Origin of the sequence: Amycolatopsis sp. WAC 01416, assembly GCF_003947485.1 — a bacterium.
In the GTDB taxonomy this organism is placed as follows: domain Bacteria; phylum Actinomycetota; class Actinomycetes; order Mycobacteriales; family Pseudonocardiaceae; genus Amycolatopsis.
Window position 1 is genome coordinate 288,923 of record NZ_QHHX01000012.1, and the last position, 23,383, is coordinate 312,305.

Annotated in this window: 22 protein-coding genes; 6 read left to right on the plus strand and 16 right to left on the minus strand. The window is 68.3% G+C overall.

Going from position 1 to position 23,383, the window contains the following annotated elements:
* The first annotated feature begins 83 nt into the window (after positions 1-83).
* Positions 84-1,433 carry a deoxyribodipyrimidine photo-lyase gene (locus DL990_RS36100; RefSeq protein WP_125801379.1) on the plus strand — a complete coding sequence of 450 codons (1,350 nt, stop codon included), beginning with the start codon at positions 84-86 and terminating at the stop codon, positions 1,431-1,433.
* Between the two features lie 64 nt (positions 1,434-1,497).
* Here the strand turns inward: DL990_RS36100 and DL990_RS36105 are convergent, their stop codons facing one another.
* From DL990_RS36105 to DL990_RS36140, 8 genes are all read right to left on the minus strand, one after another.
* Entirely contained in the window at positions 1,498-2,688 is a 1,191-nt protein-coding gene (locus DL990_RS36105; protein WP_125789350.1) for an ABC transporter permease, read from the minus strand.
* A complete protein-coding gene (locus tag DL990_RS36110) occupies positions 2,685-3,611 on the minus strand; it encodes an ABC transporter ATP-binding protein (protein ID WP_125789349.1) in 927 nt (308 codons plus the stop codon). The genes DL990_RS36105 and DL990_RS36110 overlap by 4 nt, the downstream gene beginning before the upstream one ends.
* On the minus strand, positions 3,608-3,838 hold the full coding sequence (locus DL990_RS36115; RefSeq protein ID WP_125789348.1) for a hypothetical protein: 231 nt from the start codon (positions 3,836-3,838) through the stop codon (positions 3,608-3,610). The genes DL990_RS36110 and DL990_RS36115 overlap by 4 nt, the downstream gene beginning before the upstream one ends.
* The gene (locus DL990_RS36120) at positions 3,835-4,299 is read right to left on the minus strand and encodes a hypothetical protein (RefSeq protein WP_125801380.1); all 465 of its coding nucleotides are present in this window, start codon (positions 4,297-4,299) and stop codon (positions 3,835-3,837) included. Before DL990_RS36120 ends, DL990_RS36115 begins: the two co-directional genes overlap by 4 nt.
* The gene (locus tag DL990_RS36125) at positions 4,296-4,841 is read right to left on the minus strand and encodes a hypothetical protein (RefSeq protein ID WP_125789346.1); all 546 of its coding nucleotides are present in this window, start codon (positions 4,839-4,841) and stop codon (positions 4,296-4,298) included. The genes DL990_RS36120 and DL990_RS36125 overlap by 4 nt, the downstream gene beginning before the upstream one ends.
* On the minus strand, positions 4,838-5,107 hold the full coding sequence (locus tag DL990_RS36130; protein WP_125789345.1) for a helix-turn-helix transcriptional regulator: 270 nt from the start codon (positions 5,105-5,107) through the stop codon (positions 4,838-4,840). Before DL990_RS36130 ends, DL990_RS36125 begins: the two co-directional genes overlap by 4 nt.
* A gap of 81 nt (positions 5,108-5,188) precedes the next feature.
* Entirely contained in the window at positions 5,189-6,727 is a 1,539-nt protein-coding gene (locus DL990_RS36135) for a glycerol-3-phosphate dehydrogenase/oxidase (protein WP_125801381.1), read from the minus strand.
* Positions 6,724-7,287, minus strand: a complete 564-nt coding sequence (locus DL990_RS36140) for a TetR/AcrR family transcriptional regulator (RefSeq protein ID WP_125789380.1) — start codon at positions 7,285-7,287, stop codon at positions 6,724-6,726. Before DL990_RS36140 ends, DL990_RS36135 begins: the two co-directional genes overlap by 4 nt.
* A gap of 97 nt (positions 7,288-7,384) precedes the next feature.
* Here DL990_RS36140 and DL990_RS36145 point away from each other — a divergent pair, with 97 nt between their 5' ends.
* Positions 7,385-9,004 (plus strand): FAD-binding oxidoreductase, encoded by a 1,620-nt coding sequence (locus DL990_RS36145; protein ID WP_199746735.1) that lies wholly within the window; start codon positions 7,385-7,387, stop codon positions 9,002-9,004.
* Here the strand turns inward: DL990_RS36145 and DL990_RS36150 are convergent.
* The 4 genes from DL990_RS36150 to DL990_RS36165 all read right to left on the minus strand — a co-directional run bounded on the left by DL990_RS36150 (position 8,982) and on the right by DL990_RS36165 (position 14,010).
* Entirely contained in the window at positions 8,982-9,629 is a 648-nt protein-coding gene (locus DL990_RS36150; protein WP_125789343.1) for a gamma-glutamylcyclotransferase family protein, read from the minus strand. The genes DL990_RS36145 and DL990_RS36150 overlap by 23 nt on opposite strands.
* Positions 9,623-10,717: an S-(hydroxymethyl)mycothiol dehydrogenase gene (locus DL990_RS36155; protein WP_125801420.1), complete on the minus strand. Its 1,095-nt coding sequence runs from the start codon at positions 10,715-10,717 to the stop codon at positions 9,623-9,625. The genes DL990_RS36150 and DL990_RS36155 overlap by 7 nt, the downstream gene beginning before the upstream one ends.
* Positions 10,718-10,797: 80 nt before the next feature.
* The gene (locus DL990_RS36160) at positions 10,798-12,063 is read right to left on the minus strand and encodes a peptidase C39 family protein (RefSeq protein WP_199746736.1); all 1,266 of its coding nucleotides are present in this window, start codon (positions 12,061-12,063) and stop codon (positions 10,798-10,800) included.
* A 225-nt stretch (positions 12,064-12,288) separates the two neighbouring features.
* On the minus strand, positions 12,289-14,010 hold the full coding sequence (locus tag DL990_RS36165; RefSeq protein WP_125801382.1) for a TIGR03767 family metallophosphoesterase: 1,722 nt from the start codon (positions 14,008-14,010) through the stop codon (positions 12,289-12,291).
* Between the two features lie 177 nt (positions 14,011-14,187).
* Between DL990_RS36165 and DL990_RS36170 the strand changes: the two genes are divergently transcribed.
* A complete protein-coding gene (locus DL990_RS36170; protein ID WP_125789340.1) occupies positions 14,188-14,622 on the plus strand; it encodes a hypothetical protein in 435 nt (144 codons plus the stop codon).
* A gap of 236 nt (positions 14,623-14,858) precedes the next feature.
* Here the strand turns inward: DL990_RS36170 and DL990_RS36180 are convergent, their stop codons facing one another.
* Positions 14,859-16,121: an ABC transporter substrate-binding protein gene (locus DL990_RS36180; RefSeq protein WP_125801384.1), complete on the minus strand. Its 1,263-nt coding sequence runs from the start codon at positions 16,119-16,121 to the stop codon at positions 14,859-14,861.
* 100 nt (positions 16,122-16,221) lie between these two features.
* Entirely contained in the window at positions 16,222-17,859 is a 1,638-nt protein-coding gene (locus DL990_RS36185) for a long-chain fatty acid--CoA ligase (RefSeq protein WP_125789337.1), read from the minus strand.
* Positions 17,860-18,309: 450 nt separating this feature from the next.
* On the opposite strand from DL990_RS36185, the gene mihF reads away from it, so the two are divergent.
* The gene (mihF, locus tag DL990_RS36190; protein ID WP_005155963.1) at positions 18,310-18,621 is read left to right on the plus strand and encodes an integration host factor, actinobacterial type; all 312 of its coding nucleotides are present in this window, start codon (positions 18,310-18,312) and stop codon (positions 18,619-18,621) included.
* A gap of 109 nt (positions 18,622-18,730) precedes the next feature.
* Positions 18,731-19,870, plus strand: coding sequence for an isochorismate synthase (locus DL990_RS36195; RefSeq protein WP_125789336.1), 1,140 nt, complete (start codon positions 18,731-18,733; stop codon positions 19,868-19,870).
* A gap of 85 nt (positions 19,871-19,955) precedes the next feature.
* On the opposite strand, the gene DL990_RS36200 is transcribed toward DL990_RS36195, so the two are convergent.
* The gene (locus DL990_RS36200; protein ID WP_125801385.1) at positions 19,956-20,645 is read right to left on the minus strand and encodes a 4'-phosphopantetheinyl transferase superfamily protein; all 690 of its coding nucleotides are present in this window, start codon (positions 20,643-20,645) and stop codon (positions 19,956-19,958) included.
* Between the two features lie 30 nt (positions 20,646-20,675).
* Positions 20,676-22,031 carry a cation:dicarboxylate symporter family transporter gene (locus tag DL990_RS36205; protein ID WP_125789334.1) on the minus strand — a complete coding sequence of 452 codons (1,356 nt, stop codon included), beginning with the start codon at positions 22,029-22,031 and terminating at the stop codon, positions 20,676-20,678.
* A gap of 126 nt (positions 22,032-22,157) precedes the next feature.
* Between DL990_RS36205 and DL990_RS36210 the strand changes: the two genes are divergently transcribed.
* Positions 22,158-23,327, plus strand: coding sequence for an acyl-CoA dehydrogenase family protein (locus tag DL990_RS36210; protein WP_125789333.1), 1,170 nt, complete (start codon positions 22,158-22,160; stop codon positions 23,325-23,327).
* Positions 23,328-23,383 lie beyond the last annotated feature (56 nt).

The following is a 23,383-nucleotide window of genomic DNA, read 5'->3' on the forward strand; positions in this document are numbered from 1 at the left end:
TTTCCTTGCAAATTTTGCAAGGAAAGGACCTTTCATGGCATCCGGGCGTGCAAGGTCACAGGAGCGCGCTTAGGGTTTCCGGAGTGACCAGAGAAGCCCCTGTAGTGCTGTGGTTCCGCCGCGACCTTCGCCTCGGCGACCACGCCGCCCTGCTGGAGGCGTCGAAGCACAGCAAGCACGTCCTCGCGCTGTACGTCCTCGACAACGCGCTCCTCGAACCGTCCGGCGCCCCGCGCGTCGCGTTCCTGCACGGCTGTCTGAAGGCGCTGGACGATCAGCTCGGCGGGCGGCTGATGCTCGTCAAGGGCGACCCCGTCAAGGAGGTCGTCAAGGCCGCGCGCGAGATCGGCGCCGCGACGGTGCACGTCAGCGCGGACACCGGCCCGTACGGCCGCCGTCGCGACGACGAGGTCAAGAAGGCGTTGGCGGAGCACGACATCGCCTGGGTCGAGACGGGTTCCTCGTACGCGATCACCCCCGGTCGCGTCGCCAAGCCCGACGGCGACCCCTATCGCGTGTTCACCCCGTTCTACCGTGCGTGGGTGCGCCACGGCCGGCCGCGGCCCGCGGACACGGGAAAGTCCATAGTGGACTGGGTCGAGCCGCCGCGTTCGGTCAAGCTCCCGAAATCCCCTTCGCTCGACGGGATGGAGCTGCCGGAGCCCGGCGAGAAGGCGGCACTGGAGCGCTGGCACGAGTTCCTTGACGACGGCCTGGAGACCTACGACGAGGACCGCGACCGGCCGGATCGTCCCGGTACGACAAGGCTTTCACCGTATCTGCGCTGGGGTTGCGTCCACCCGCGCACCTTGCTGGCCGACCTCGCCGGGAACGAGGGATCCGGCGCGAAGGCGTTGCGCGGTGAATTCGCCTGGCGCGAGTTCCACGCCGACGTCCTGTGGCACCGCCCCGAAACCGCGCGGAAGAACTACGATTCCCGCTTCGACGCCATGGAATACGAGAGCGACGACGAGGCATTCCAGCGGTGGTGCGAAGGACACACCGGCTTCCCGATCGTCGACGCCGGGATGCGGCAGCTGCTCGCCGAGGGCTGGATGCACAACCGCGTCCGGATGATCGTGGCGAGTTTCCTGGTCAAGGACCTGCATCTGCCGTGGTGGCTCGGCGCCCGGCATTTCATGAAGCACCTGGTCGACGGCGATCTCGCGTCGAACCAGCTGAACTGGCAGTGGGTGGCTGGCAGCGGCACCGACGCCGCGCCGTACTTCCGGATCTTCAACCCGACCACGCAGGGGGAGAAGTTCGACCCCTCCGGCGACTACGTCCGCCGCTACGTCCCGGAACTCCGCTCCCTGCAAGGGAAAGCCGTGCACAAGCCCGCCGACGTGCCCGGCTACCCCGCGCCCATGGTCGACCACGCCCACGAACGCCAGGTCGCCTTGGAGCGCTACGGCGCCATCAAAGGCACCTGAACGCGCGTGAAGGCCCCCTTCCCTCGGCTCAGCCGAGGGAAGGGGGCCTTCACGCGCGAAGCGATCAGCCTTTCAGGGCTTCCGAAAGCTTGATCCGGCTGCCGACCCGCAGGACGCTGTTCTGGTAGATCCGCGCGCCCAGCCAGGTGAACAGGGCGATGGCGGCCACCGTCAGGCCGAGCGACAGCGCGATCTCCCACACCTCGACGGTCCCGGCCGCGATCCGCGCGGGCATCAGCACCGGGGAAAGCAGCGGCACCAGGGAAAGGACCTTCGTCCCCGTGCCGTCCGGCGCTTGCGTCAGCAGGTTGAACCCGACGATGAAACCGAGGATCAGCACGATGTTGACCGGTCCGATGACCGACTGCGTGTCCTCCTGCCGCGAGACCAGCGAGCCCATCGCGCCGTAGACGGTGGCGTACAGCAGGAACCCGAGCAGGTACCACAGCACACCCCACAGCAGCGCGCCGGTCGCGACCCCGGACAGCGTCAGCACGTTGGTCGCCGAAGCGACGATCAACCCGGCGCCGCCGATGATCACCAGCTGGGTCAGCCCGACCAGGCCGAGCCCGATCACCTTGCCCAGCAACAGATGCCACGGCCGGACGGTGGACAGCAGGATCTCCACGACCCGGCTGGACTTCTCCTCGACCACGCCTTGGGCGACCAGCGTCCCGTAGGTCACGATGCTCATGTACAGCAGCACCGCCACGATCAGCCCGATCACCATCCGCTGCGATTTCTCGGGGTCCGGCGGTTTGATCGAGTCGACCTTGACCTGGGTCTGGTGGACCGTTTGCATCACTTCTTCCGGCGACCGCTGGGCCTCGGAAAGGATGCCGTTCAGCACTTCTTGCTGGGACACGCCGTTCAGCAGGGCGCGGAGCTTGGTGTCCAATTCGGACTTGACGAGCACCTTGAGCTCGGTGGCGTTGCCGGACAGCAACGCGTCGAGATCACCGTTCTCGACCTGTGTCCGGCCCTGCGCCGGATCGGTGACGGTGACGGTCTCGATCTTCTCGCCGATCGCCGCGCCCGCCGTCTGGAGCTGCTGTGCGATTCCGGCGGTCTGGCCGGACAGCCCGACCTTGCTCTTGTCCTCGTTGCTGATCAGCGTGGACTGCAGCAGGACATAACCCATCAGCATCACCAGCAGCACGGCGGTGCCGATCACGAAGGACCGGGTGCGCAGCCGGGTGTTCAGCTCGCGTTTGGCGATGAGCCAGACCGCGCGCCACGAAGATACGGTGTTCATGCGGAAACTCCTTGTGCCGCCGGCTTCTCCGCGACAGCGTCGCGGAAGAGGTCGGTCAGCGAACGCCTGCGTTTGGTGAATTCGGTGACCGGGCCGGTGGCCAGCGCCGCGGCGAGCACGGCCTGGTCGTCGGCGCCCGCCTCGAGTTCGAGGATCGCCGTCGGGCCGTTCTGCTCGACCGAGCGCACGCCGGGAACGGCCGAAGCCCAGCCAGGCGCGGCGTTGGGAGCGGTGACGACGAGACCGTTGCCAGCGCCGGCGGTCAGCTCCCCGACGGTGCCGGAGGCGACCATCCGTCCACTCCGGATGATGCCGACCCGGTCGCACAGCCGCTCGACCAGATCCAGCTGGTGGCTGGAGAACACCACCGGCACGCCGGTCGCGGCCTTCTCGCGCAGCACACCGCTCATCACGTCCACGGCCAGCGGGTCGAGGCCGGAGAACGGCTCGTCCAGCACCAGCACCCGCGGATCGTGCACCAGCGCGGCCGCGAGCTGCACACGCTGCTGGTTGCCGAGGCTCAGCTTCTGGACCTCGTCCTTGCGCCGTTCGGTCAGCCCGAGCCTGGCGATCCAGTTCTCGGCGCTGCGGTGGGCGTCGTTGGCCGACATCCCGTGCAGTTCGGCGAGGTAGACCAGCTGCTCCAGCACCTTCATCTTCGGGTACAGCCCGCGTTCCTCCGGCATGTACCCGATGTGAGTGCGGGTCTCGTGGGTGATCGGGGCGCCGCCGAGGCGTACCTGCCCGGAGTCGGCCGACAACACCCCGAGGACGATCCGCATCGTGGTGGTCTTGCCCGCGCCGTTGCTGCCGACGAACCCGAACAGCTCACCGGGCTGGACCTCGAAGCTCACCTCGTCCAGCGCGACCTTCGCGCCGTACTTCTTGGAGATCCGGTCGATCTCCAGTTTCCCCTCGCTCATTTCCACTTCCCCTCTTCGAAATACCGCACCAGCGCCGTGAATCCCCGATGGACGCCGGAAACCGTGCGGTTCCGCTGGATCAGCCCGTCCAGCTTGACGTTGCTCATCACCGACGTGGCCCGGTACACCAGGACCGCCCGGCCCGCGCCGGCGAGGACCCCGCTCGCCACCAGCACGACGGCGACCACGCCGACGGACACCTTGTAACGCTTCTTGTCCCCGGTCATGCCGGAGCCACCCCCTCGAAGTCGGTGAAGTCATCGGGGTCGTCGTCCGGCAGCCGCCACGCCAGCCAAAGTGCCGGCAGCGACGTTCCGAAGACGAGTAACGCCGCCGTCATCGCGGCCAGCAGGGAACCGGAATCCGGCTGCCCTGCCGCGTAAAGCCCGTAAGCGAGATCCACCGCCATCAGGAGGCAGATCCCTTGGAAGGCACTGTAATGCGCCCTGTCGCGCAAGAGCAGTTCGCGCTCGTCGAGATCCTTCGCCGCGGAGCCGGGTCTGCCGACGGCCTTGCGCAGTACCGCCGCGGTGCCGACGCAGAGACACAGTCCCGGCCCCATCAGGCCGACGGCGAACCACAGCGTGGGCTCGCGGAGCAGCGCGGCGCCGGCGATCACGACCAGATGGCCGATCAGGGCCGCGACGGCGAGGCGACGGCGGTCCGATCGCGTCCGGGTGGGGGTCATGCGGGGCTCACCTCTTCGAAATCTTCCGGATCGTCGTCCGGCAGCGACCAGCCCAGGATGACGCCGGAGAGCGTGGTGCCGGTGACCAGCAGTGCGCAGGCCATCATCGCGCCGCGCGCGCCGCCGTTCTCCGTGCCGGAGATGACCAGGCTGTAGAGCACCGCGATCATCATCAGCCCGACCAGGACCTGGTAACTGACGTAGGTGACGCGGTGGCGCCATTCCCGCTCGCGTTCGTCGAGCCGGAGCGAGAAGCCGCCGCTCATCTTGCCGGTGAGGATCCGAAGGAGATAGTGGGCGCCGCCGGCGAGAATGGAACCGCTGAACCAGCCAAGGAAGAAGACCGCCTCTTGCCCTGTCTGAAAGAAGGCGGCACCGGCGATCAGGATCAGGTCGCCCGTCACCACGAGCACACTCAACGTCCGCCGCCGTTTCCGCGTGCGCCAGGTCGGCAGTCGCAGCGCCCGCTTGCGTTCGATCTCGTCCAGCCGTTCCAGCTGGCGCTCCCAGTACGCCGCGAGACGGCCTCGCTCCTCGCTCATGCTCCCCCCTCCCGGTAGACCTGAGTGGACAGTGGCGTGAACGGTTCGCGACTGAACACGGCCTCGACCGGGAGGTCGAACACCGTGCAGATGCGAAACGCCAGGTCCAGGCTCGGGTAGTGGTCGCCCCGTTCGAGCGCGCCGATGGTCTGTGGGTTGACCTCGACGGCCGCGGCGAGGGCGGCCCTGCTCAGTCCACGCTCCGCCCGGAGCACGGGCAGCCGGTTGTAGATCGGCAGCTCTTTGCCGCGTCTGACCGGACTCATAGAACATACTGTTGCAAAAACCCAACGACTCGTCAAGCTGAGGGCACACTTCACCGCAAGTAGGTGACTAATTGCGAGGGGTCAGGAGAGGCCGGCGAGGGACTTGCCGACGAGTTCCCGGACGCGGGCGCGGGCGGCCTCGGCGTCCGGGGTGACCAGGCCGAGCCGGGTGCGGCGCTCCAGGACGTCCTCGACGTCGAGCGCGCCCTCGTGCCGCACGGCCCATACGACCTCCGCCGCGCTGATCTCGGTGCCGTCGAACAGGGGCAGGCCCAGTTCGGGATCGACCTCGCCGAGCGCCGCGACTCGCGGTGCCTCGGTGCCGTACTTCGCGACCAGCCGGGCAGGTGCGTCCACAATGGACAGACGGTCGCGCGGCGTCGCGCCGAGCAGCGGGAGCCGGGAGGTGGTCGACGGCCCGGCGAGGAGCCCGGAGCGCTTCAACGCGGTATCGACGGCGTCCTCGGCCATCTTCCGGTACGTCGTCAGCTTGCCGCCGACGACGGTGAGGACGCCGTCCGCGCCCGTCACCACCGCGTGTTTGCGCGAGAGATCCGCACTGCGCCCGCCGCCTTCGACCAGCGGCCGCAGCCCGGCGAACGAGCCCGCGACGTCGGCGCGGGTCAGCGGCCGGGTGAACGCCGTCGATGCCACTTCGAGCAGGAAGTCCACATCGGACTCCGGCACGGACGGCACGCGGGGGACGGCGCCGTCGATCGGTTCGTCGGTGACCCCGACGAACACGCGGCCGTCGGGTTGGGGCAGCAGGAAGACGAACCGGTTGTTCTCGCCGGGGACGGGCACGTTGACCGACGTCGCGCCGATCCGCGCCGCTCCCGAAGCCAGGATGAGGTGTGAGCCGCGAGAAGGCCGCAGCCGCACCGACTCCGCCAGTTCACCCGCCCAGACGCCCGTCGCGTTGATCACCTGACGGGTGCGGATCTCGATCTCCTGGCCGGTCAGCCTGTCCCGGGCCAGTACGGATTCCGCGTCGAGCCGGAGCGCCTCGAACTTCGTCAGGATCTTCGCGCCGCGTGACGCCGCCGTGCGCGCCAGGCTGACCACAAGACGCGCGTCGTCGGTCAGCGCGCCGTCGTAGGCGAGCAACGCGCCGCGCAGGCCTTGCGGAGTCAGGCCGGGCGCGAGTGCCAACGCCTCCGCGGCCGGGATCGACCTCGGCCGCGGCAGTACCGACGCACGCGTCCCGGCGGCGCGGCGGAGGCCGTCACCGGCGACGAGGCCGGTCATGATGAACGCCTGCTGGCCGCGGGAGGTCTTGCGGTACAGGGGGAACAGCTGCGGGATCGCCCTGGTGAGATGCGGGGCGGTGCGGGTCATCAGTATCCCGCGTTCGACGGCGCTTTCGTGCGCCAGCGCCAGATCACCCTTGGCCAGGTAGCGGAGCCCGCCGTGGACCAGCTTGCTGGACCAGCGCGACGTCCCGTACGCCAGGTCGTACGCCTCGACGAGGGCCACCGAGAGCCCGCGCGCGGCCGCGTCCAGCGCGATCCCGGTGCCGGTGACACCGCCGCCGACCACCACCAGATCGACCCGCTCGCCGCCGGCCAGCGCCGTGAGTTCCCGTTCGCGCCGGAGTGCGTTGAGCGAGCCGGGCGTCACGGTCGCAACGCCGCGTCGAGCATGTGGCCGAACTCCGTCATCAGCTTCTTCTCGTCCACGTCCGACGTGGCGGGACGGTAGGAGAACGCGAAGGACTGGATGAGCAGCAACAGGGTGCGAGCCTGCGAAGGCAGGTCGCCCTTGCGGATCGAGCCGTCTTCGTGGCCGGAACGCAGCAGGTGCAGGATCACGCCTTCGGCGAAGCGCTGGGTCTTCCCGAGCCGCTCGACGATGTAGGGCAGCACCAGTTCGGGGTCGAGGTCCAGCAGCGTGCGGAACAGGGGATCGCCCGACAGCACGGCGACGGCGGCCGAGGAGCTCCGCACGAGCTTCTCGCGGAAGTTGGCCGGTTCGACGTCCGGTTCGGCGGCGCCCTGCAGCAGTCCGCCGAACTCACGGGTCATGAGGGTCGCGAGCACGCTGCGTACATCCGGGAACCGGCGGTACACGGTCATCCGGCTGACCTTCGCGGTCCGCGCGATCTCGGCGAGCGTCGTCCGCCGCACACCGACGGCGAGCACGCACTTCTTCGCGGCGTCGAGCAGAACGTCGTCGGACACGCGCGTCGAGGCCTGGCGGGATCGGGTGTCCGCCAGTGCCGAAACGCCTGTTTCCGCAGGTGAGTGACGTTTTACGTCCATATGTAACACTGTAGTCGTGACGGAGCTTATTGACCACCGGTTAAGACGATCCTGGACGGCCGAAGCCGGTGACGCGGCCCACCTTCCGGCGAAAGCCCTGCGGTGGCTCGTCCAGCGTATCGGCCCGCTGGGCTCCGCGGCGCCGTTCGCGCCCGATTCGGCACTGCCCGTTCCCGATTCGGCGCTGGGCGACCAGCCGAAACGAGACCTCGAAGAACTCGTCGGCGCCGGCCATGTCCTGGTGGGGCCGGGGGAACGGCTCGCGCGGGCAGGCGGTCTGTCCTATCTGGACCTGATGCGGCGCCGGGGCTTCGGTGATTTTCCGGTGCCGGACGCCGTCGTCCTGCCGGAGAATCCCGCCGAAGTCCAGTCGGTACTGGAAATCTGTGCACGGCACGACGTCGGCGTCGTCCCGTTCGGCGGCGGGACGTCGGTGGTCGGCGGGGTTTCGGCGCTGCGCGGGGACAAGAGCGCGGTGATCGCGCTCGACCTCGCCAGGCTCGGCGAACTGGTCTCCGTCGACCCCGTGTCCAGGATCGCCGTCCTTCAAGCGGGCGTCACCGGACCGGAGGCCGATCGGCTGCTCGCCGCGCACGGCTTCACCCTCGGGCACGTGCCCCAGTCCTACGAACGCGCCACCATCGGTGGCTTCGCCGCGACGCGGTCGGCCGGGCAGGCGTCCTCGGGTTACGGCCGGTTCGAGGACATGGTTTCGCGTGTCCGGCTCGCGACCCCGCGTGGCGAATGGAAGCTCGGCGTCGCCCCGGCTTCGGCGGCGGGGCCCGACCTGCGGCACCTCGCCATCGGCAGCGAAGGCGCGCTCGGCGTGATCACCGAGGTCGCCCTCCGTGTCCGTCCCGTGCCGGAAGTGCGCCGTTATGAGGGTTATGTCCTGGACGGCTGGGAGAACGGCACCGCCGCCGTCCGGGAACTCGCCCAGCGGCACGTGCTCGCGGACGTCACGCGACTGTCCGATGTGGACGAAAGCGAGGTTTCGCTGGCGCTCAACGACAACTTGAAGACCAAGGCGCTGAGACGGTATCTCAAGGCACGGGGAGTCCACGCGCCTTGCCTGCTGATCCTCGGCTGGGAGGGCGCGTCGAAACGCGAAGTCGCCCGGCGCCGTCAGGAGACCACCCGGGTGCTGGCGCCGTTCGGTGCCGTCCGCATCGGCGCCGCCCTCGGCGAATCCTGGCGCCGCGGCCGGTTCTCCGGGCCTCGGCAGCGGGACGCCTTGCTGGACAACGGTGTCTGCGTCGAAACCCTGGAAACCGCCGCGTACTGGGCGGAACTGAGCGACCTGCGTGACGCCGTCCGCGCCGCGCTCACCGCGACCCTCGGCAACGCGATCATCATGTGCCACGTCTCGCACGCCTACGAGACGGGCGCGTCGCTGTACTTCACCGTGCTCACCGCGCGCGACGAGGCCGACCCGATCGGCCAGTGGCGGCGGGCGAAGGCGGCGGCGTCGGAGGCGATCACCGGTCTCGGCACCATTTCGCACCACCACGCCGTCGGCGTCGACCACGCGCCTTATCTGGCGGCGGAAATCGGCTCGCTCGGTGTCGAAGTGCTGCGAGCGGCGAAGAAGGCCGTCGACCCGACCGGGATCCTCAATCCCGGGAAGCTTCTCTGAGCAGCGTCGAGGCCTGGACCAGCGTGCAGTCCAGTCCGTGCGTTTCGGCGGGGATGCCTTCCAGCGCCGCGGCCCGGCGCTGTTCGAGGTCGGCGACGCGGATATGCCTGCCGTCCACGAGGATCGGCAGGCGGATGTCCGCCGCGCCGACGTAGGCCACCACGTCGTCGAGCACGGTGCCGTCGTCGAGGGTGATGGCGGGCGCGGTCAGCCGCACCAGGTCGTAGCGCTGTCCGTTGCCCTCACAGCGATCGAGGACGGCGAGCTGGTCCGGCGTCGCGAACCAGACCGAGTGCTCCTCGACGACTCCCGGCGCGGCGGCGAGCGTCGCGGGCCGCTGCCCGTCCCGGAACCGCAGCCCGGACGCCCAGACCGCGGCGAGGTCGGTGCAGCGCGCGTGGCAGACGACGACCGGACCCGTCAGGCCCATGTTCTCCCGCAGCCAGGTGATCTTGGACGGGCACGCGTTCGATCCGTAGGCGAGCACGGCCTGGCGTTCGCGCCAGCCCTCCGGCGCGGTGTCGAGACTGTGCCCGGCGCCGTCGAAGTGGACGAACGAATGCCCCGGCCGCGCTCCCGGATACGGGTCGGTGGGGAAATCGGCGTCGGTGAAGAGTTTCACCACGTCACCACGCTGCGGAGGACGTCGCCGTGGTGCATCCGCTCGAAGGCCCGCTCGACGCCGTCGAGGGCGATCCGCTCGGTGACGAACTTGTCGAGCGGGAGCCTGCCCTGGAGGTAGAGGTCGATCAGCATCGGGAAATCGCGGGAGGGCAGGCAATCGCCGTACCACGACGATTTGAGCGAACCGCCACGCGAGAAGAAGTCGATCAGCGCGACGTCCAGCCGCATGTCCGGGGTCGGGACGCCGACGAGCACGACCGTACCCGCCAGATCACGGCCGTAAAAGGCCTGCCGCCACGTTTCGGGCCTGCCGACCGCGTCGATCACGACGTCGGCGCCGAACGAATCGGTGAACTCCCGGATCGCCTCGACGACCTGGTCTTCGCCCAGTCCCTTGCTGTTCAGCGTGTGCGTGGCGCCGAAGTCCTTGGCCCAGGCGAGTTTCCGGTCGTCGGTGTCGACGGCGACGATGGTCTTGGCGCCGGCCAGCTTCGCCCCGGCGATCGCGGCGTCGCCGACACCGCCGCAGCCGATGACCGCGACCGAATCGCCGCGGCTCACCGCGCCGGTGTTCAGCGCCGCGCCGAGACCGGCCATCACCCCGCAGCCGAGCAGCCCGGCGACGGCGGGTTCGGCGGCGGGATCGACCTTCGTGCATTGTCCACTGTGGACGAGCGTCTTCTCGAGAAACGCCCCGACGCCGAGCGCGGGGGACAGGGCGGTGCCGTCGGCCAGTGTCATCGGCCGGGCGGCGTTGAAAGTCGAGAAGCAGTACCAGGGCCTGCCCCGGCGACAGGCCCGGCAGGTGCCGCAGACCGCGCGCCAGTTCAGGATCACGTAGTCGCCCGGTTCGAGGTCCGTGACGCCGTCGCCGACGGCGTCCACGAATCCCGCGGCCTCGTGGCCGAGCAGGAACGGGAACGCGTCGTTGATCCCGCCCTCGCGGTAGTGCAGGTCGGTGTGGCAGACGCCGCACGCCTTGACCGAGACGACGGCCTCGCCGGGCCCGGGGTCGGGCACCGTCACGGACTCCAGCGAGACCGGTTCACCCTTGGCGCGGGAAACGACGCCTTGGACCTCGTACGGCATGCCCACCTCCGAGTAGTCGACTCCGTAGCCTGCCACGTGACAGGCCCGGATCGCGACATCCGCTCGGGTGGGGAACCGATTCAGTGCCCAGGAGTGATGATGTAGGCGACCCCGCCGGGACCGCTCGAAACACCGCCATTCGTGTTGTACCGCTTGGTGCGCTGCCAGATCGTCTCGAACTGGTGTCGTTTGTAGACATGTCGGACGCGGTCGTTGCTGCTCGCCGCCGGGTCGTTCGCGATCACGTCGCCGTCCTTCGTGAAACCGACGACGACCATGATGTGCCCGGCGGTGCCGTAGCCCGCGCCGTCGAGTTCCTCGGCCTTGAACGACTGCGACGTGATCACCGGGATGCCGCGCGCGATGTAGTTTTCGAGTTCGTTCAAGGAGTGCAAACGGGTGATGTGCCCACGCAATCCGAGTGAAGCGGCGTACGCGGTGTTGAACGGCCAGTTGCCCGTTCCGTCGTAGGCGTAGTCGAACGTGTAGCGGGCGGCGTACGCGACGGTCGGATCGACGTAACCCTCCGGAATCCACGTCATGTCCTCGGGCTTGGGCCGTTTGCCCCAGTACTCGGCGACCATTTCGGTGGACGTGGGGCTGCACCAGTTCTCGCCGCCACCGCCGTACTCCGGGAACTGTCCTTTGTGGATGTTCTGCGCGTAGGCGGGCACCTTGAGCTCGATACCGGAGGCGCGGCCCGGCTTGGTCGCCTTGACCTCGAAGCGGTCCGGGACCAGCGACGTCATCGCGCCGACCGACGTCACCGACGGCGTGACTCGGGAACCGGCTTCGCGGTACAGGCTGACCCGCAGCTGATACGAGCGGAGCGCGACACCCGCCTTCATGACCAGCGTGTCGACGTCGACCGCGGCGTTGGCGTCGCTCTGGCCGTCGACGCTGGTGCGCTTGATGTCGGCGTCCCCACCGGCCCAGCGGCCCATGACGTACCAGGAGGTCTCGGCGCCCGCCGCGGTGCGGCCCTTCGCCTCGACCTTGAGCCAGGTCTTGGGCGGCGTCTTCGCGTTCCACGAAGCGACCAGCTGGGAGGCGTCGAAGCCCTGCGTGTGGCTCCGCGACGTCCATTGGCCGTATTCGTAGGTCTTCGTGGTGCCGAGTTCGGGTTCGGTGTGCTCGATGGTGCCGATCGGGCGGTCGATGCGCAGCGCTCCGTGGTCGAGATCGAGGCCTTCCAGCCTGCCGTCACGGAAACCGTGGTGACCGGACCATTCGTGGTAGTCGATCGACTCGTCGTCCGGGCGGCCGGGCCCCGCTTCCGCCGTCTGTGCCGTCACCGCTGTCATCGTCGCGATAGTCAGTAGCGTGACCAGCCCTCGTATGCGCATCCCGGCTCCATCCCTCGAGTCCACCCAGTAAGGAAGGAATTTTCGCCGGTTACGCCGGGTATGTAAAGTTCCGTCTCCAATCACGCGAGTTACGCCCCCAAACACGCGAGTTACGCCCCCGATCACGCGAATCACGAGTTCGGCCGTGCGGCGACGGACGACTCGCGTGACTGGATGGCGATCTCGCGTGATTGAAGGCGTAACTCGCGTGATTGAAGGCGTAACTCAGGCGAGCGGGTTCGGCAGCAGGAGTTCGGTGTTCTGGTCTTGAGGGGTACCGACGGCCGACAGCGAAGCGTGGATGTCGTTGTAGGAGAACTCCCGGTACAGCGACGCAAGCGCTTGCGTCGAGGTGTCCGAGTACGGCGCCTCGTACGGGGCTTCCGCCTCGATCAGGGTCGTGAACAGCGAAAGCGTGCCGTCGGCGTTGTCGGCGACCTCGATGATCCGTGCGTGCTGCGGGAAGTCGATGTGCGAAGCGGTGTTGATCTCCCAGAAGCTTTGCTTCGCGGTCTTGCCGACGTGCGGGGTGATCTTGTTGTGGTGCGTGTGCCCGTTGACCCACGCCAGCACGTTCGGGAACCGGTGCAGCAGCGAGACGAACGTGTCGCCGTTGAGCCGGAGCTCCAGCGGATGCCGCGCGTCCGGGAGCACGTTGCCCATGGTGTCGCTGGTGTGATGACTGAAGAGGACGAACAGCTCGTCCGTCACGTTCTGCGTGACCTTGCGCCCGAAGAAGTCGTAGTACGTCGAGCTGTTGCGCTTGAGCGTGTTCTCCACCCAGGTGAACTGCCCGAGCCCGATGGAACCGTCGGCCAGCCCGGCCATCGTCGTCGTGTCGAGGCTGATGCCGACGACGCCCGGCGCGATGCGGAAGGTGTAGTACACGTTCCGCCCGTCGGCGTTGTTCTCGCTGAACCCGTGGCCGACCGGGCCGGGGCCGGTGTTGGCGGAATCGAGGTGGTGCCGCACGAACTCCGCGGTGCTGAACGGCCGCCGTCGTGCGTCCGGGGTGACCTCGCGGATCGTGCCGGAGCCGCCGAACAGCTCCGTGACCGGGACGCCGGAGCCGGACCCGATCGCCTTGGCGAGTTTTCGTGACGTCGTCTCGTCCTTGCCGATCACCTTGAAGCGGCCGGTGTACCAGGCGTCCATCCCCGGCAGGTCCGGCACCGTGCCGACGATGCTGTCGTCGTGGTTGCCGAAGGTGCAGAACCACGGGACGTCGAGGCCGGGCGAGGTGAAGGTGTTCGAGGCCGCACCGAGCAGGCCGGGCAGCTGCGGGAACCCCTTCTTCGTGTACGCGTCGTCCAGCGGTTCGCCGGGGTTCCAGTAGTGCGAAGACCCGGACGTCTGGACGCCTTCGTGCACATTCGGGTCGCCAGAGGTCGGGTTCACCGTGCCGCCGTTGAGCACCTTGAGGAACCATTCGAGCTCGATCAGCTCGTGGTTGTCGGTGTTGTCCCCGGTGGTGACCATGAAGTCGATCGGCCGTCCGGTGAACGGGCCGGCCTTCAGGCTGTTCACCCGCTCCACCAGCGCCGTCGTCGCGACCGGGCCGAGCGTTTCCTGTGGCCGGTGCGCCGAGCCGACGAACGGGTGCAGGTACTCGAACCGCGCCGGGCTCTCGGCGTCGGTGAAGTGCAGGTCGGTGAACTGCGCGAACGAGGCCATCGCGCGACGCCGCTCGTCGCGGCCGGATTTCGGCGCGGCGAGGTCGCCACGGACCACGAGCGGCCAGCCGGGGCCCGCGGTCAGCCTGGTGTAGCCGGGGCCGGTTTTCAGCGGGGCCGCCGCGGCTTCGAGAGTGGTGCCCGCGGTGCGCACCGCGCGGGCCGAGGTGCGCGCCAGCGCCCGGTCGAGCGCGTTGGCGGTCGGCGTGCACAGCAGCAGGTCGACGACCTCGGCGCCCGCCGCGGTGAAGGTGCGCCTCGAGATGTCGGACATGGCGGTGCCCCCAGTCGTCGCGGATGGTCGTCGCGGAAGGACGATGCCGCACGACGTTAGCCGTGGGGTGAACGCGGGAAAAGGGTAATGCGAAGATTTGTCACGTTCGGCCGAATACCAAAGGAGCCAAGCGGGCTGGTTACGCTGGCCGCTCGGCGAAACGAGGAGGTGGCCCCGGTGGGAGCTTCGGCTTGGTCTGTCCGCGGCCGGTTCGACGGCGACCCGGGTGCGGCGCTGGACGCGATGAAGGCGCGCGTCTTCGCGGAGGGTGACTACCTCTGGGAAGGCGACGAGCTCGGCCGCCCGGATTCGATCGACGACCTGTACGAGGTGGAGAGCGTCCAGGAGTCCGGGACCCATTCCGTGCTCGACGTCCACGAGTTCATCAGCGCCACGGGTGAGGACGACTTCGGCACCATCCGGCCCTTGACCGACGCCGAACTCCTCGCCGCGTTCGGCACCGAGGAGCCGTCCGTCGCCGCCTTCGACGAACTCGACAAGGCGGGACGGCTGCCGTTCGAACGCCGTCCGCGCTGGAGCGCGAACTGTGCGCTGCTCTACGAGGACGACGTCGCGGTCGAGCTGGCGATCTGGGGCGTATCCGGGGACTAGGGCCGGGAAGAGTGGGCAGGGTTGGTCGTGAGTGGCGATTCGGGTACTGACGAGGGGTAGCGCAAAGGTGTCGGGTCACGGGGATTCGCTCGCGGCCGTTTCGCTACCGCACCCCTGCTCCCGACGTTGCGAAAGCCACTTTCGCAACGTTGAGGGTTGCGAAAGTGGCTTTCGCAACCTGCCACCTTTGCCCTACCCCTCAACAACCCGAACTCCACTCAAGGCCCATCGGGCCCTCACGCGGACAGGCGGCCCAGTTCGGCTTTGACGGCCTCGACCGCTGCCTTCGTCTCGGCGACCGGATCCGCGCCGTCGCGGGCGATCCGGCCCAGCGCGTCGACTAGCGCGGTGTTCGCCGTCGATGTCCACAGTGGACCGGCGGCGCGGCCGTTCTCTTTGACCAGTTTCGCCGCGTCGGCCGCCGTGGTGACCTTGTCGAGCACGCTCAGCCGCGCTGGCAGGTGGAAACCGAACCTGGTGGCGAACTCCTGCTGGAAGTCGGTGCGCTCCAGCCACAGCCACTTGACGAAATCCTTGGCGGCGTTGGGGTTCAGGCTCTTGGAGTGCACCATCGCGCTCAACCCGCTGACCGGGACGGACGGCGCGCCCGCCGCGTCGAGCCGGGGGAAGGCCAGGATGCCGAAGTCGTCCTTCACGGTGTCCTGGATCTTCGGCAGGTTCCACAGCCAGGTCCATTGCATGGCGATGAGCCCGTCGATGAACGGGAGCGGATCCGCCCAGTCCGTCGAAGCGCCGAGCAGCAGCGAACCGTTGAGCTCGTGGAGTTTCGCGAACGTCGTGGCGGCGCGCGGATCGTCGAAGCCGACGGATTTGCCGTCCTTGACGTAGTCGAGCCCGGCCGACCACAACAGCGGACCGGCGAGCGCCGCCGCGCCCGCGTCGTTGCCGGCGAACAGTCCTTTGACGCCGTCCCTGGTGAGTTTCTTCGCCGCGTCGACGAGTTCGCCGAGCGTCTGCGGCGGCTGCACCCCGGCCTCCTGCAGGAAACTCTTGCGGTAGAAGAGAACCTGGGCGTCCAGCGCCTGCGGGATGCCGTAGAGCTTGCCGTCGACCGTCTGTGCCGCCAGTACGGAGGGGTTGAAATCCCCGCGCACGGGTCCGATGACGTCGTCGAGCGGGACGAGGAGGTTCTGCCGCACGCGGTCGACGGTGACCTGGCCTTCGAAGACGTCCGGGACCGGCCCCGCCTGCAGCGCGGCGTTCAGTTTCGTTTCGTAGTCGTCGGGATTCCACTGCACCGCGACCTTGGACTTCTGGTACGCGGCCGCGTAGCGCGTGACGGCTTCCTGGACACCGGCTTCGGGGTACGGGTGATACCACTGCGTGAGATCGACCGGTTTCGGTTTCGGCCTGGTCACTCCGGCGGAGTAAGCCGTCGACGGGGGAGGGCTTCCCGTTCGGACGGTGTTGGATCCGCAGGCGGAAAGGACGGTGGTCCCCGCGAGTGCCAGGAATGTTCGCCTGTTTGTCTTACGCACCAACAAAACCCTTCGCCGAACGCAGTGAAGGCCATCTTCAGGGAACAGCGTCCCTCAAGATGGCCTTCACGGAAGGGCAGGCGCGCGGGAGATTAACCCGTTAGAGCTGACTGACGTCGAGCTTGCCTTCGGAGTGGAACGCCCGCAGCCGCTTCTTGTCGAACTTGCCGACACTGGTCTTCGGGACTTCGTCCACAAAGGTCCAATTCTCCGGAAGCTGCCACTTCGCGACCTTGTCGGACAGGAACTCACGCAGTTCCTCGGCCGTGACGTTCTCGCCCTCCTTGAGCACGACGGCGACCAGCGGCCGCTCGTCCCACTTCTCGTCGGGGATGCCGACCACGGCCGCCTCGGCCACCGCGGGATGCGCCATCACCTGGTTCTCCAAATCCACCGAGGAGATCCACTCACCGCCGGATTTGATGACGTCCTTCGCGCGGTCGGTCAGCGTGAGGTAGCCGTCGGGGCTGATCTTGCCGACGTCGCCGGTGCGCAGCCAGCCGTCGTGGAACTTCTCCGGATCGGGCTCGTCTCCGCTCGTGCCGCTGTAGTACGACGCCGCGATCCACGGGCCCTGCACCTCGAGCTCGCCGACGCTTTCGTTGTCCCACGGCAGTTCCTCGCCGTTGTCGCCGATCAGCCTGGCGCTGACGGACGCCGGGAACCGGCCCTGGGTGTAGCGGTAGTCCCACGCCTTCTCGCCGGTCGCGGCGGCGGGCGGACGCGCGACGCTGCCCAGCGGCGACGTCTCGGTCATGCCCCAGGCGTGCAGGATCGGCACGTCGTAGCGGTCTTCGAACGCGTGCATCAACGACGGCGGCGCGGCCGATCCGCCGACGACGACCTCGCGCAGATGCGAGATGTCCTGCGGGTTCGCGTCGAGGTGGGACAGCAGGCCCTGCCAGATCGTCGGGACGGCGCCGGCGAAGGTCGGCTTCTCGACGTCGAGCATCTGGGCGATCGGGGCGGGCTGGAGGAAGCGGTCCGGCATCAGCAGCGAGGCGCCGACCATCAGCGCGGCGTACGGCATGCCCCAGGCCATCGCGTGGAACATCGGGACGATCGCGAGGGCCTTGTCGTGCTGCGCCAGCCGCATGCTGTCGGACATCGTGACCTGCATGGAGTGCAGCCAGATCGACCGGTGGGAGTACGCGACGCCCTTCGGGTCACCCGTGGTGCCCGAGGTGTAACACATCGCGGCGGCGGACCGCTCGTCCACGTCGGGCCAGTCGAAGGTGTCCGGCTGGCCGGACAGCAGCTCGTCGTAGGAGTGCACCTGGACTCCGTCGGGCGCGGGGAGGGTGGCGGCGTCGCCGTTGGCCACGATGACGTGACGCACGGTCTTCAGCTCGGGCAGCTGCTTGGCCAGCAGCGGGACCAGCGTGCCGTCGACGATGACGACCTGGTCCTCGGCGTGGTTGGCGACGAAGACCAGCTGCTCGGGGAACAGCCGGATGTTGAGCGTGTGCAGCACCGCGCCCATGGCGGGGATGGCCAGGTACGCGGCCATGTGCTCGGCGTTGTTCCACATGAACGTGCCGACCCGCTGGTCACCGGTGATGCCGAGGCTCCGGAGGGCGTTGGCGAGCTTCGCCGCGTGCTTGCCGAGTTCGCCGTAGGTCTCCCGGCGGGCTTCTGAACCGGTCCAGGTGATGACTTCGCTCTCGGAGTGCACCGTGGTGCCGTGGCGGAGCAGCTTGCCCAGTGACAGCTGTCCGTCCTGCATCGTGCTCAACATCGTGTACTCCCGTAGTGCTCGTTCTCCGGTGAACTGGGGTTGCGCCGACTCTAATCCGGGTGGGGTGAACTGGTCAGTAACGTCGCAGGCAACCGTTCGGTCACAGTGTCGCGCTAACGGGTGTTCCCCGGTTCGAGTCAAGATCATCAATAATTCGCATTTTTCCTGCCATGAAACGAAAAATGGCCGACAGTGCGAAGTCTCGACATCGCTCATAAGGGTGATGAACACGGGCGAATCGCCGCCCGAACGGCGTGTTTCCGCAGGCTGGGGCGGGTTGCCCGTGACGTGGTCGAGGGGTAATAAGTGCGTGTCGGTTTCACGGCCGAGGAACGGGTGGCGTTTACTGGAGCCGTGGTACAGAGACGGCTGGCCAGCGCTTGCTCTTGCAAGCATGGTTAAAGGCCGTCGGCCGCGAAAGCGGAGACCTGAGATGAAAGGACTACTACGTTGGCTCTGCCCACGTTGACTCCGGAGCAGCGCGCCGATGCCCTCGCCAAGGCGGCTGAGGCTCGCAAAGCGCGCTCCGAGCTGCTTGCGTCGATCAAGTCCGGCAAGGAGAGCATCGACAAGGTGCTCAAGCAGGCCAAGGAGAACAAGACCATCGGCAAGACGAAGGTCACGCAGCTGCTGAAGGCCGTGCCCGGCCTGGGCGCGGTCAAGGTCGCCGCCCTGCTGGAGCAGGCCGGGATCGACCCGGACCGGCGTGCCGCCGGCCTGGGCGAGCGGCAGCGCGAGGCCCTCCTCGAGGCGCTGAAGTAACGCTTCCGCCCAGGTCACAGGGTTGCCCGGGGGAAGGTGTTGTCTCCAGAGGCTGTTGCCCGGACAACACTTTTCCCTGGTCTCAGCCGGAGCCTGGGACGCTGGTGAGGTGACGACCAGTACCGCACCGGCGACCCCGGCAGACCTGGCCGCCCGCTACGAGCGGGGCGACTTCCTCCTGGCCACGGCGCGGCACGCGCTCCTCGCGAGCGGGGCCGCGGCCACCGCGACCGACACCGATCCGGCGCGGCTCTCCGGGGCGCTCCCCGGACTGTTCGCCGACTCGGGCGCGTCGATCGCGGTCGGCGTGCTGCCCTTCGACACCACCTCGACGCCGGGGCATCTGGTCTTGCCCCGTGCGATCCATCGCGCGACGTCCGAGCACGCGGCCGTCCCGCCGCGCACCACCCTTCCGCAGCCGGTGAAGGTCACTCCCGTGCCCGAGCCGGAGGCGCATCTGGCCGCCGTGCGCGCGGCCGTCTCGGCGCTGAGCGACCGGGACCTGCGCAAGGTCGTCCTGGCCCGCGCGCTCGACCTCGACTTTTCCGAGGCCGTTCCGGTCGCCGACGTCGTCCGGAACCTGGCGAACGGCAACCCCCGGCACACCACCTACGCCGCGCAGCTTCCCGGCGGGCGCACGCTGGTCGGCGCGACCCCGGAACTCCTGGTGTCCCGCACCGGCGGGGCCGTCCTGTCCCGGCCGCATGCCGGGTCGATGCCCCGGTCGGCGGACCCGGCGATCGACAAGGCGAATGGTGAGGCGCTGCTGGCGTCCGAAAAGGACCACGTCGAACACGCCGTGGTGGTGGAGTCCGTCGTCGAGATCCTGCGGCCGTTCTGCCGCACCCTCGACGTCCGCGGCCCCGAACTCGTCTCGACGCCGGCGATCTGGCACCTCTCGACCACCGTCACGGGTGAGCTGCTCGATCAGGACATCACCGCGCTGGACCTCGCCGCCGCGCTGCATCCGACCCCCGCCGTCTGCGGAACGCCGACCGATGCCGCACGCTCGCTGGTGCGGGAACTGGAGCCGTTCGACCGCGAGTACTACGCGGGTGCCGTCGGCTGGGTCGACGCGGCCGGGGACGGCGAATGGGCCGTCGGGATCCGGTGCGCCGAGATCGCCGACACCTCCATGCGGCTGTACGCCGGCGGCGGCATCGTGCCCGCCTCCGACCCGCGGACCGAGCTCGACGAGACCTCGGCGAAGTTCCGCACCCTGCTCGCCGCCATGGGCCTGGAGATCTAGGACCCCCGCAATTCGTCACCTACTTGCGCCCGATCGATGCCCGGCGCCGGTAAGCGCCCACGCAAGTAGGTGACGAATTGCGGGGTCAGAGGGTCGCGAAGGCTTCGGTGACCGAGATGTCGTCCGACGTCAGCAGCGCGACGGCGGCCCGGTAGCCCTCGGCCGCCTTCAGGTCCGCGAGCCGGGTCCGGTCCGGGTCGAGGGCCTGGTGGCTCGACCGGACCAGCCGCGCCTGCTCGTCGTAGCCGGAGAACGTGATGCTCTGCAGCGGGATCTTGAGGCCCTTCCCGGTGGCCTTCATGACCGCTTCCTTGCGCGTCCAGTAGGTGAAGAACGCCGTCGCGCGCTCGTCGTCGGAGAGCCCGGAGATCGCGGCCAGTTCGGCGGGGGTCAGCGCGTACTCCATGAGTGAGTCCTCGGCCGGCCTGGTGGCCGTCTCGACGTCGAGGCCGACCGCGGTCCCCGCGGTGGCCGCGACGCCGATGAGGTCGCCGGAATGCGAGATCGACAGCATCAGCGGCGCGCCGGGCACCCGGGGGCGGCCGTGCGGCTTTCCGCAGTCATCGCAGGTCGCGTCGAAGCTCACGTCCTCGACGGCCAGGCCGAGCCGCTCGGCGGCGACGGTCTTCGCCAGCACGCGGCCGGTCAGGAACCGGCGTTTGTCGATGTCCTGGCGGTAGCTTCCATACCGGCCTTGCTCCACCTCGTCGAGCAAGGCGAGGAACCGGGGTTCGGCGGACAGGGGCGGGGACCAGCGGACCGCACATTCGATCACGTCTCTCTTTCTACCCGATCCCGCACCGGATCACTCGGGTGTTCGTTGAGTAGCGTCTTTACCCGATCCCGCCGTTGCGTCACCCGCGTTTTCGTCGAGCAGCGTCGCTTCGTCGAACGGCGATCGGCCGTCCAGCGTCCGGTCGAGCTGCTCGCGGTCGATCTCGTTGGTCCAGGTGCCGATCAGCACGGTCGCGACGGCGTTGCCCGCGAAGTTCGTCAGCGCGCGGGCCTCGGACATGAACCGGTCGATGCCGACGATGAACCCGACGCCGTCCACCAGCTCCGGCCGGTGCGAGGACAGCCCGCCCGCCAGCGTCGCGAGCCCCGCGCCGGTGACCCCGGCGGCACCCTTCGACGCGATGATCATGAACACCAGCAAGGAGATCTGCTCACCGATGGTCAACGGTTTGTCGAGCGCGTCGGCGATGAAGATGGACGCCATCGTCAGGTAGATCGCGGTGCCGTCGAGGTTGAACGAGTACCCGGTCGGCACGGTGATGCCGACCACGGGTTTGGAGACGCCGGCGTGCTCCATCTTCGCGATCAGCCGCGGCAGCGCCGACTCGGACGACGACGTCGAGAGGATCAGCAGGAACTCGCGGCCGAGGTACTTCAGCAGCTTGAAGATGTTGACCCTGGCGAGCAGGCCGAGGATCAGCCCGAGCACCACGAACACGAACAGCGCGCAGGTGATGTAGAAGCCGAGCATGATCACCGCGAGGCTCTGCAGCGCCTTCCAGCCGGTCTCGCCGACGACGGCGGCGATCGCGCCGAACGCGCCGACCGGGGCCGCCCACATGATCATCGCCAGGATCCGGAACACGAGCCGCTGGATGTGCTCGATGCCGCGGCGGATCGGCTCGCCTTTGGTGCCCAGCTTCTGCAGCGCGAACCCGGCGAGCAGCGCGACCAGCAGCGTCTGCAGGACCTCACCCTCGGTGAACGCCGAGACCAGCGTCTTCGGGATGATCCCGAGCAGGAAGTCGACGGTGCCCTCGCTCTTGGCGATCTGACCCTGGCCCTTTTCGGCGATCTCGGGGGTCAGGTGCAGTCCGGTGCCCGGCTGGAGGATGTTGCCGACGACCAGGCCGATGACCAGCGCGACCGTCGACATGATCAGGAAGTAGCCGAGCGCGAGCCCGCCGACGCGGCCGACCTTCGCCGCCTTCGCCACGGAGCCGACCCCGAGCACGATCGTGCAGAAGATGATCGGCGAGATCATCATCTTGATCAGGTTCACGAACCCGGTCCCGAGCGGCTTCAGTTCCTTGCCGACCTCGGGGAACAGGATGCCGACCGCGATGCCGAGCGCCACCGCCGCGATGACGGCCAGGTAGAGGTAATGGGTGCGATCCCGCTTCGCCGCGGGTGCTGCCGTGCTCATGGGTGCCCTTCGACGAGGTGGGGACAGGTTGCGAAAACTTATGACAACTTCTCGGCGAACGACAACCGAAGCGGTACGCTGAACTAAGCGAGCGCTTAGTCACTGTCGAACAGGAGCGGGCTGACCATGGATTTCTCTCTGAGCGTCGAGGAACGCGAGGTACGCGACTGGGTGCGCACCTTCGTCCAGCGCGACCTGATGCCGCGCGAGCAGGAGGTGCTGCGCCGCGAACGCGCCGGCCAGCCCGGCCTGGCCTCCGACGAGCTGCGCGAACTGCAGCTGAAAGCCAAGGAATCCGGCTTCTGGGGTGTGCAGACGCCCGAGGAGTACGGCGGCATGGGCCTGTCCGCGGTGATGACCGCACTGCTGGAGGCCGAACTCGGCCGCACGTTCGTGCCGTTCCGCTTCGGTGGCGCCGCGGACAACATCCTGTACTACGCCAACGACGAGCAGAAGGAGCGCTACCTGCTCCCGACGATCTCGGGCGAGCGCAAGTCGTGCTTCGCGATCACCGAACCCGGTGCGGGTTCGGACGCCAAGGCCATCCGGACCTCCGCCCGCAAGGACGGCACCGACTGGGTCATCAACGGCGAGAAGACCTTCATCACCGGCGGTAACGAGGCCGACTTCGTGATGGTCTTCGCGATCACCGACCCGGAGAAGGGTGCGAACGGCGGCGTCACCTGCTTCCTCGTCGACCGCGACGCGGGCTGGAAGTCCGAGTACATCGACACCATGGGCGAATGGGGTCCGGCCGCGCTGGTCTTCGAGGACGTCCGCGTGCCCGAGACGCAGATCCTCGGCGAGCTCGGCCACGGTTTCGACCTGGCCATGCAGTGGATCGGCGCCGGCCGCTACCTGCTGCCCGCCCGCGCCATCGGCTCCTGCGAGCGGCTGATCTCGATGGCCATCGAGCACGCCAACACCCGGGAGACGTTCGGGCAGAAGATCGCCGAACGCCAGGCCATCCAGTGGATGATCGCGGACTCCGGCACCGAACTGGAGGCCCTGCGCTGGCTGGTGCTGCACGCCGCCTGGCAGGTCGACCAGAAGCTGGACTCGCGGCACGCGCAGTCGATGGCGAAGCTGTACGGCGGCGTGAAGGCGAACGAGATCGTCGACCGCGTCCTGCAGATCCATGGCGGGATGGGCTACACGCGGGAACTGCCGGTCGAGCGGTGGTATCGCGAACTGCGGCTGCTGCGGATCTACGAGGGCACCGACGAGATCCAGCGCCGGACCATCGCGCGCAACCTGCTCAAGGGGCACGTCAAGGTCGGCGGCACCTTGGGCTGATACAGCCCTCAAGTGCAATGAAAGGTCCTTTCCTCGCAAAATTTGCGAGGAAAGGA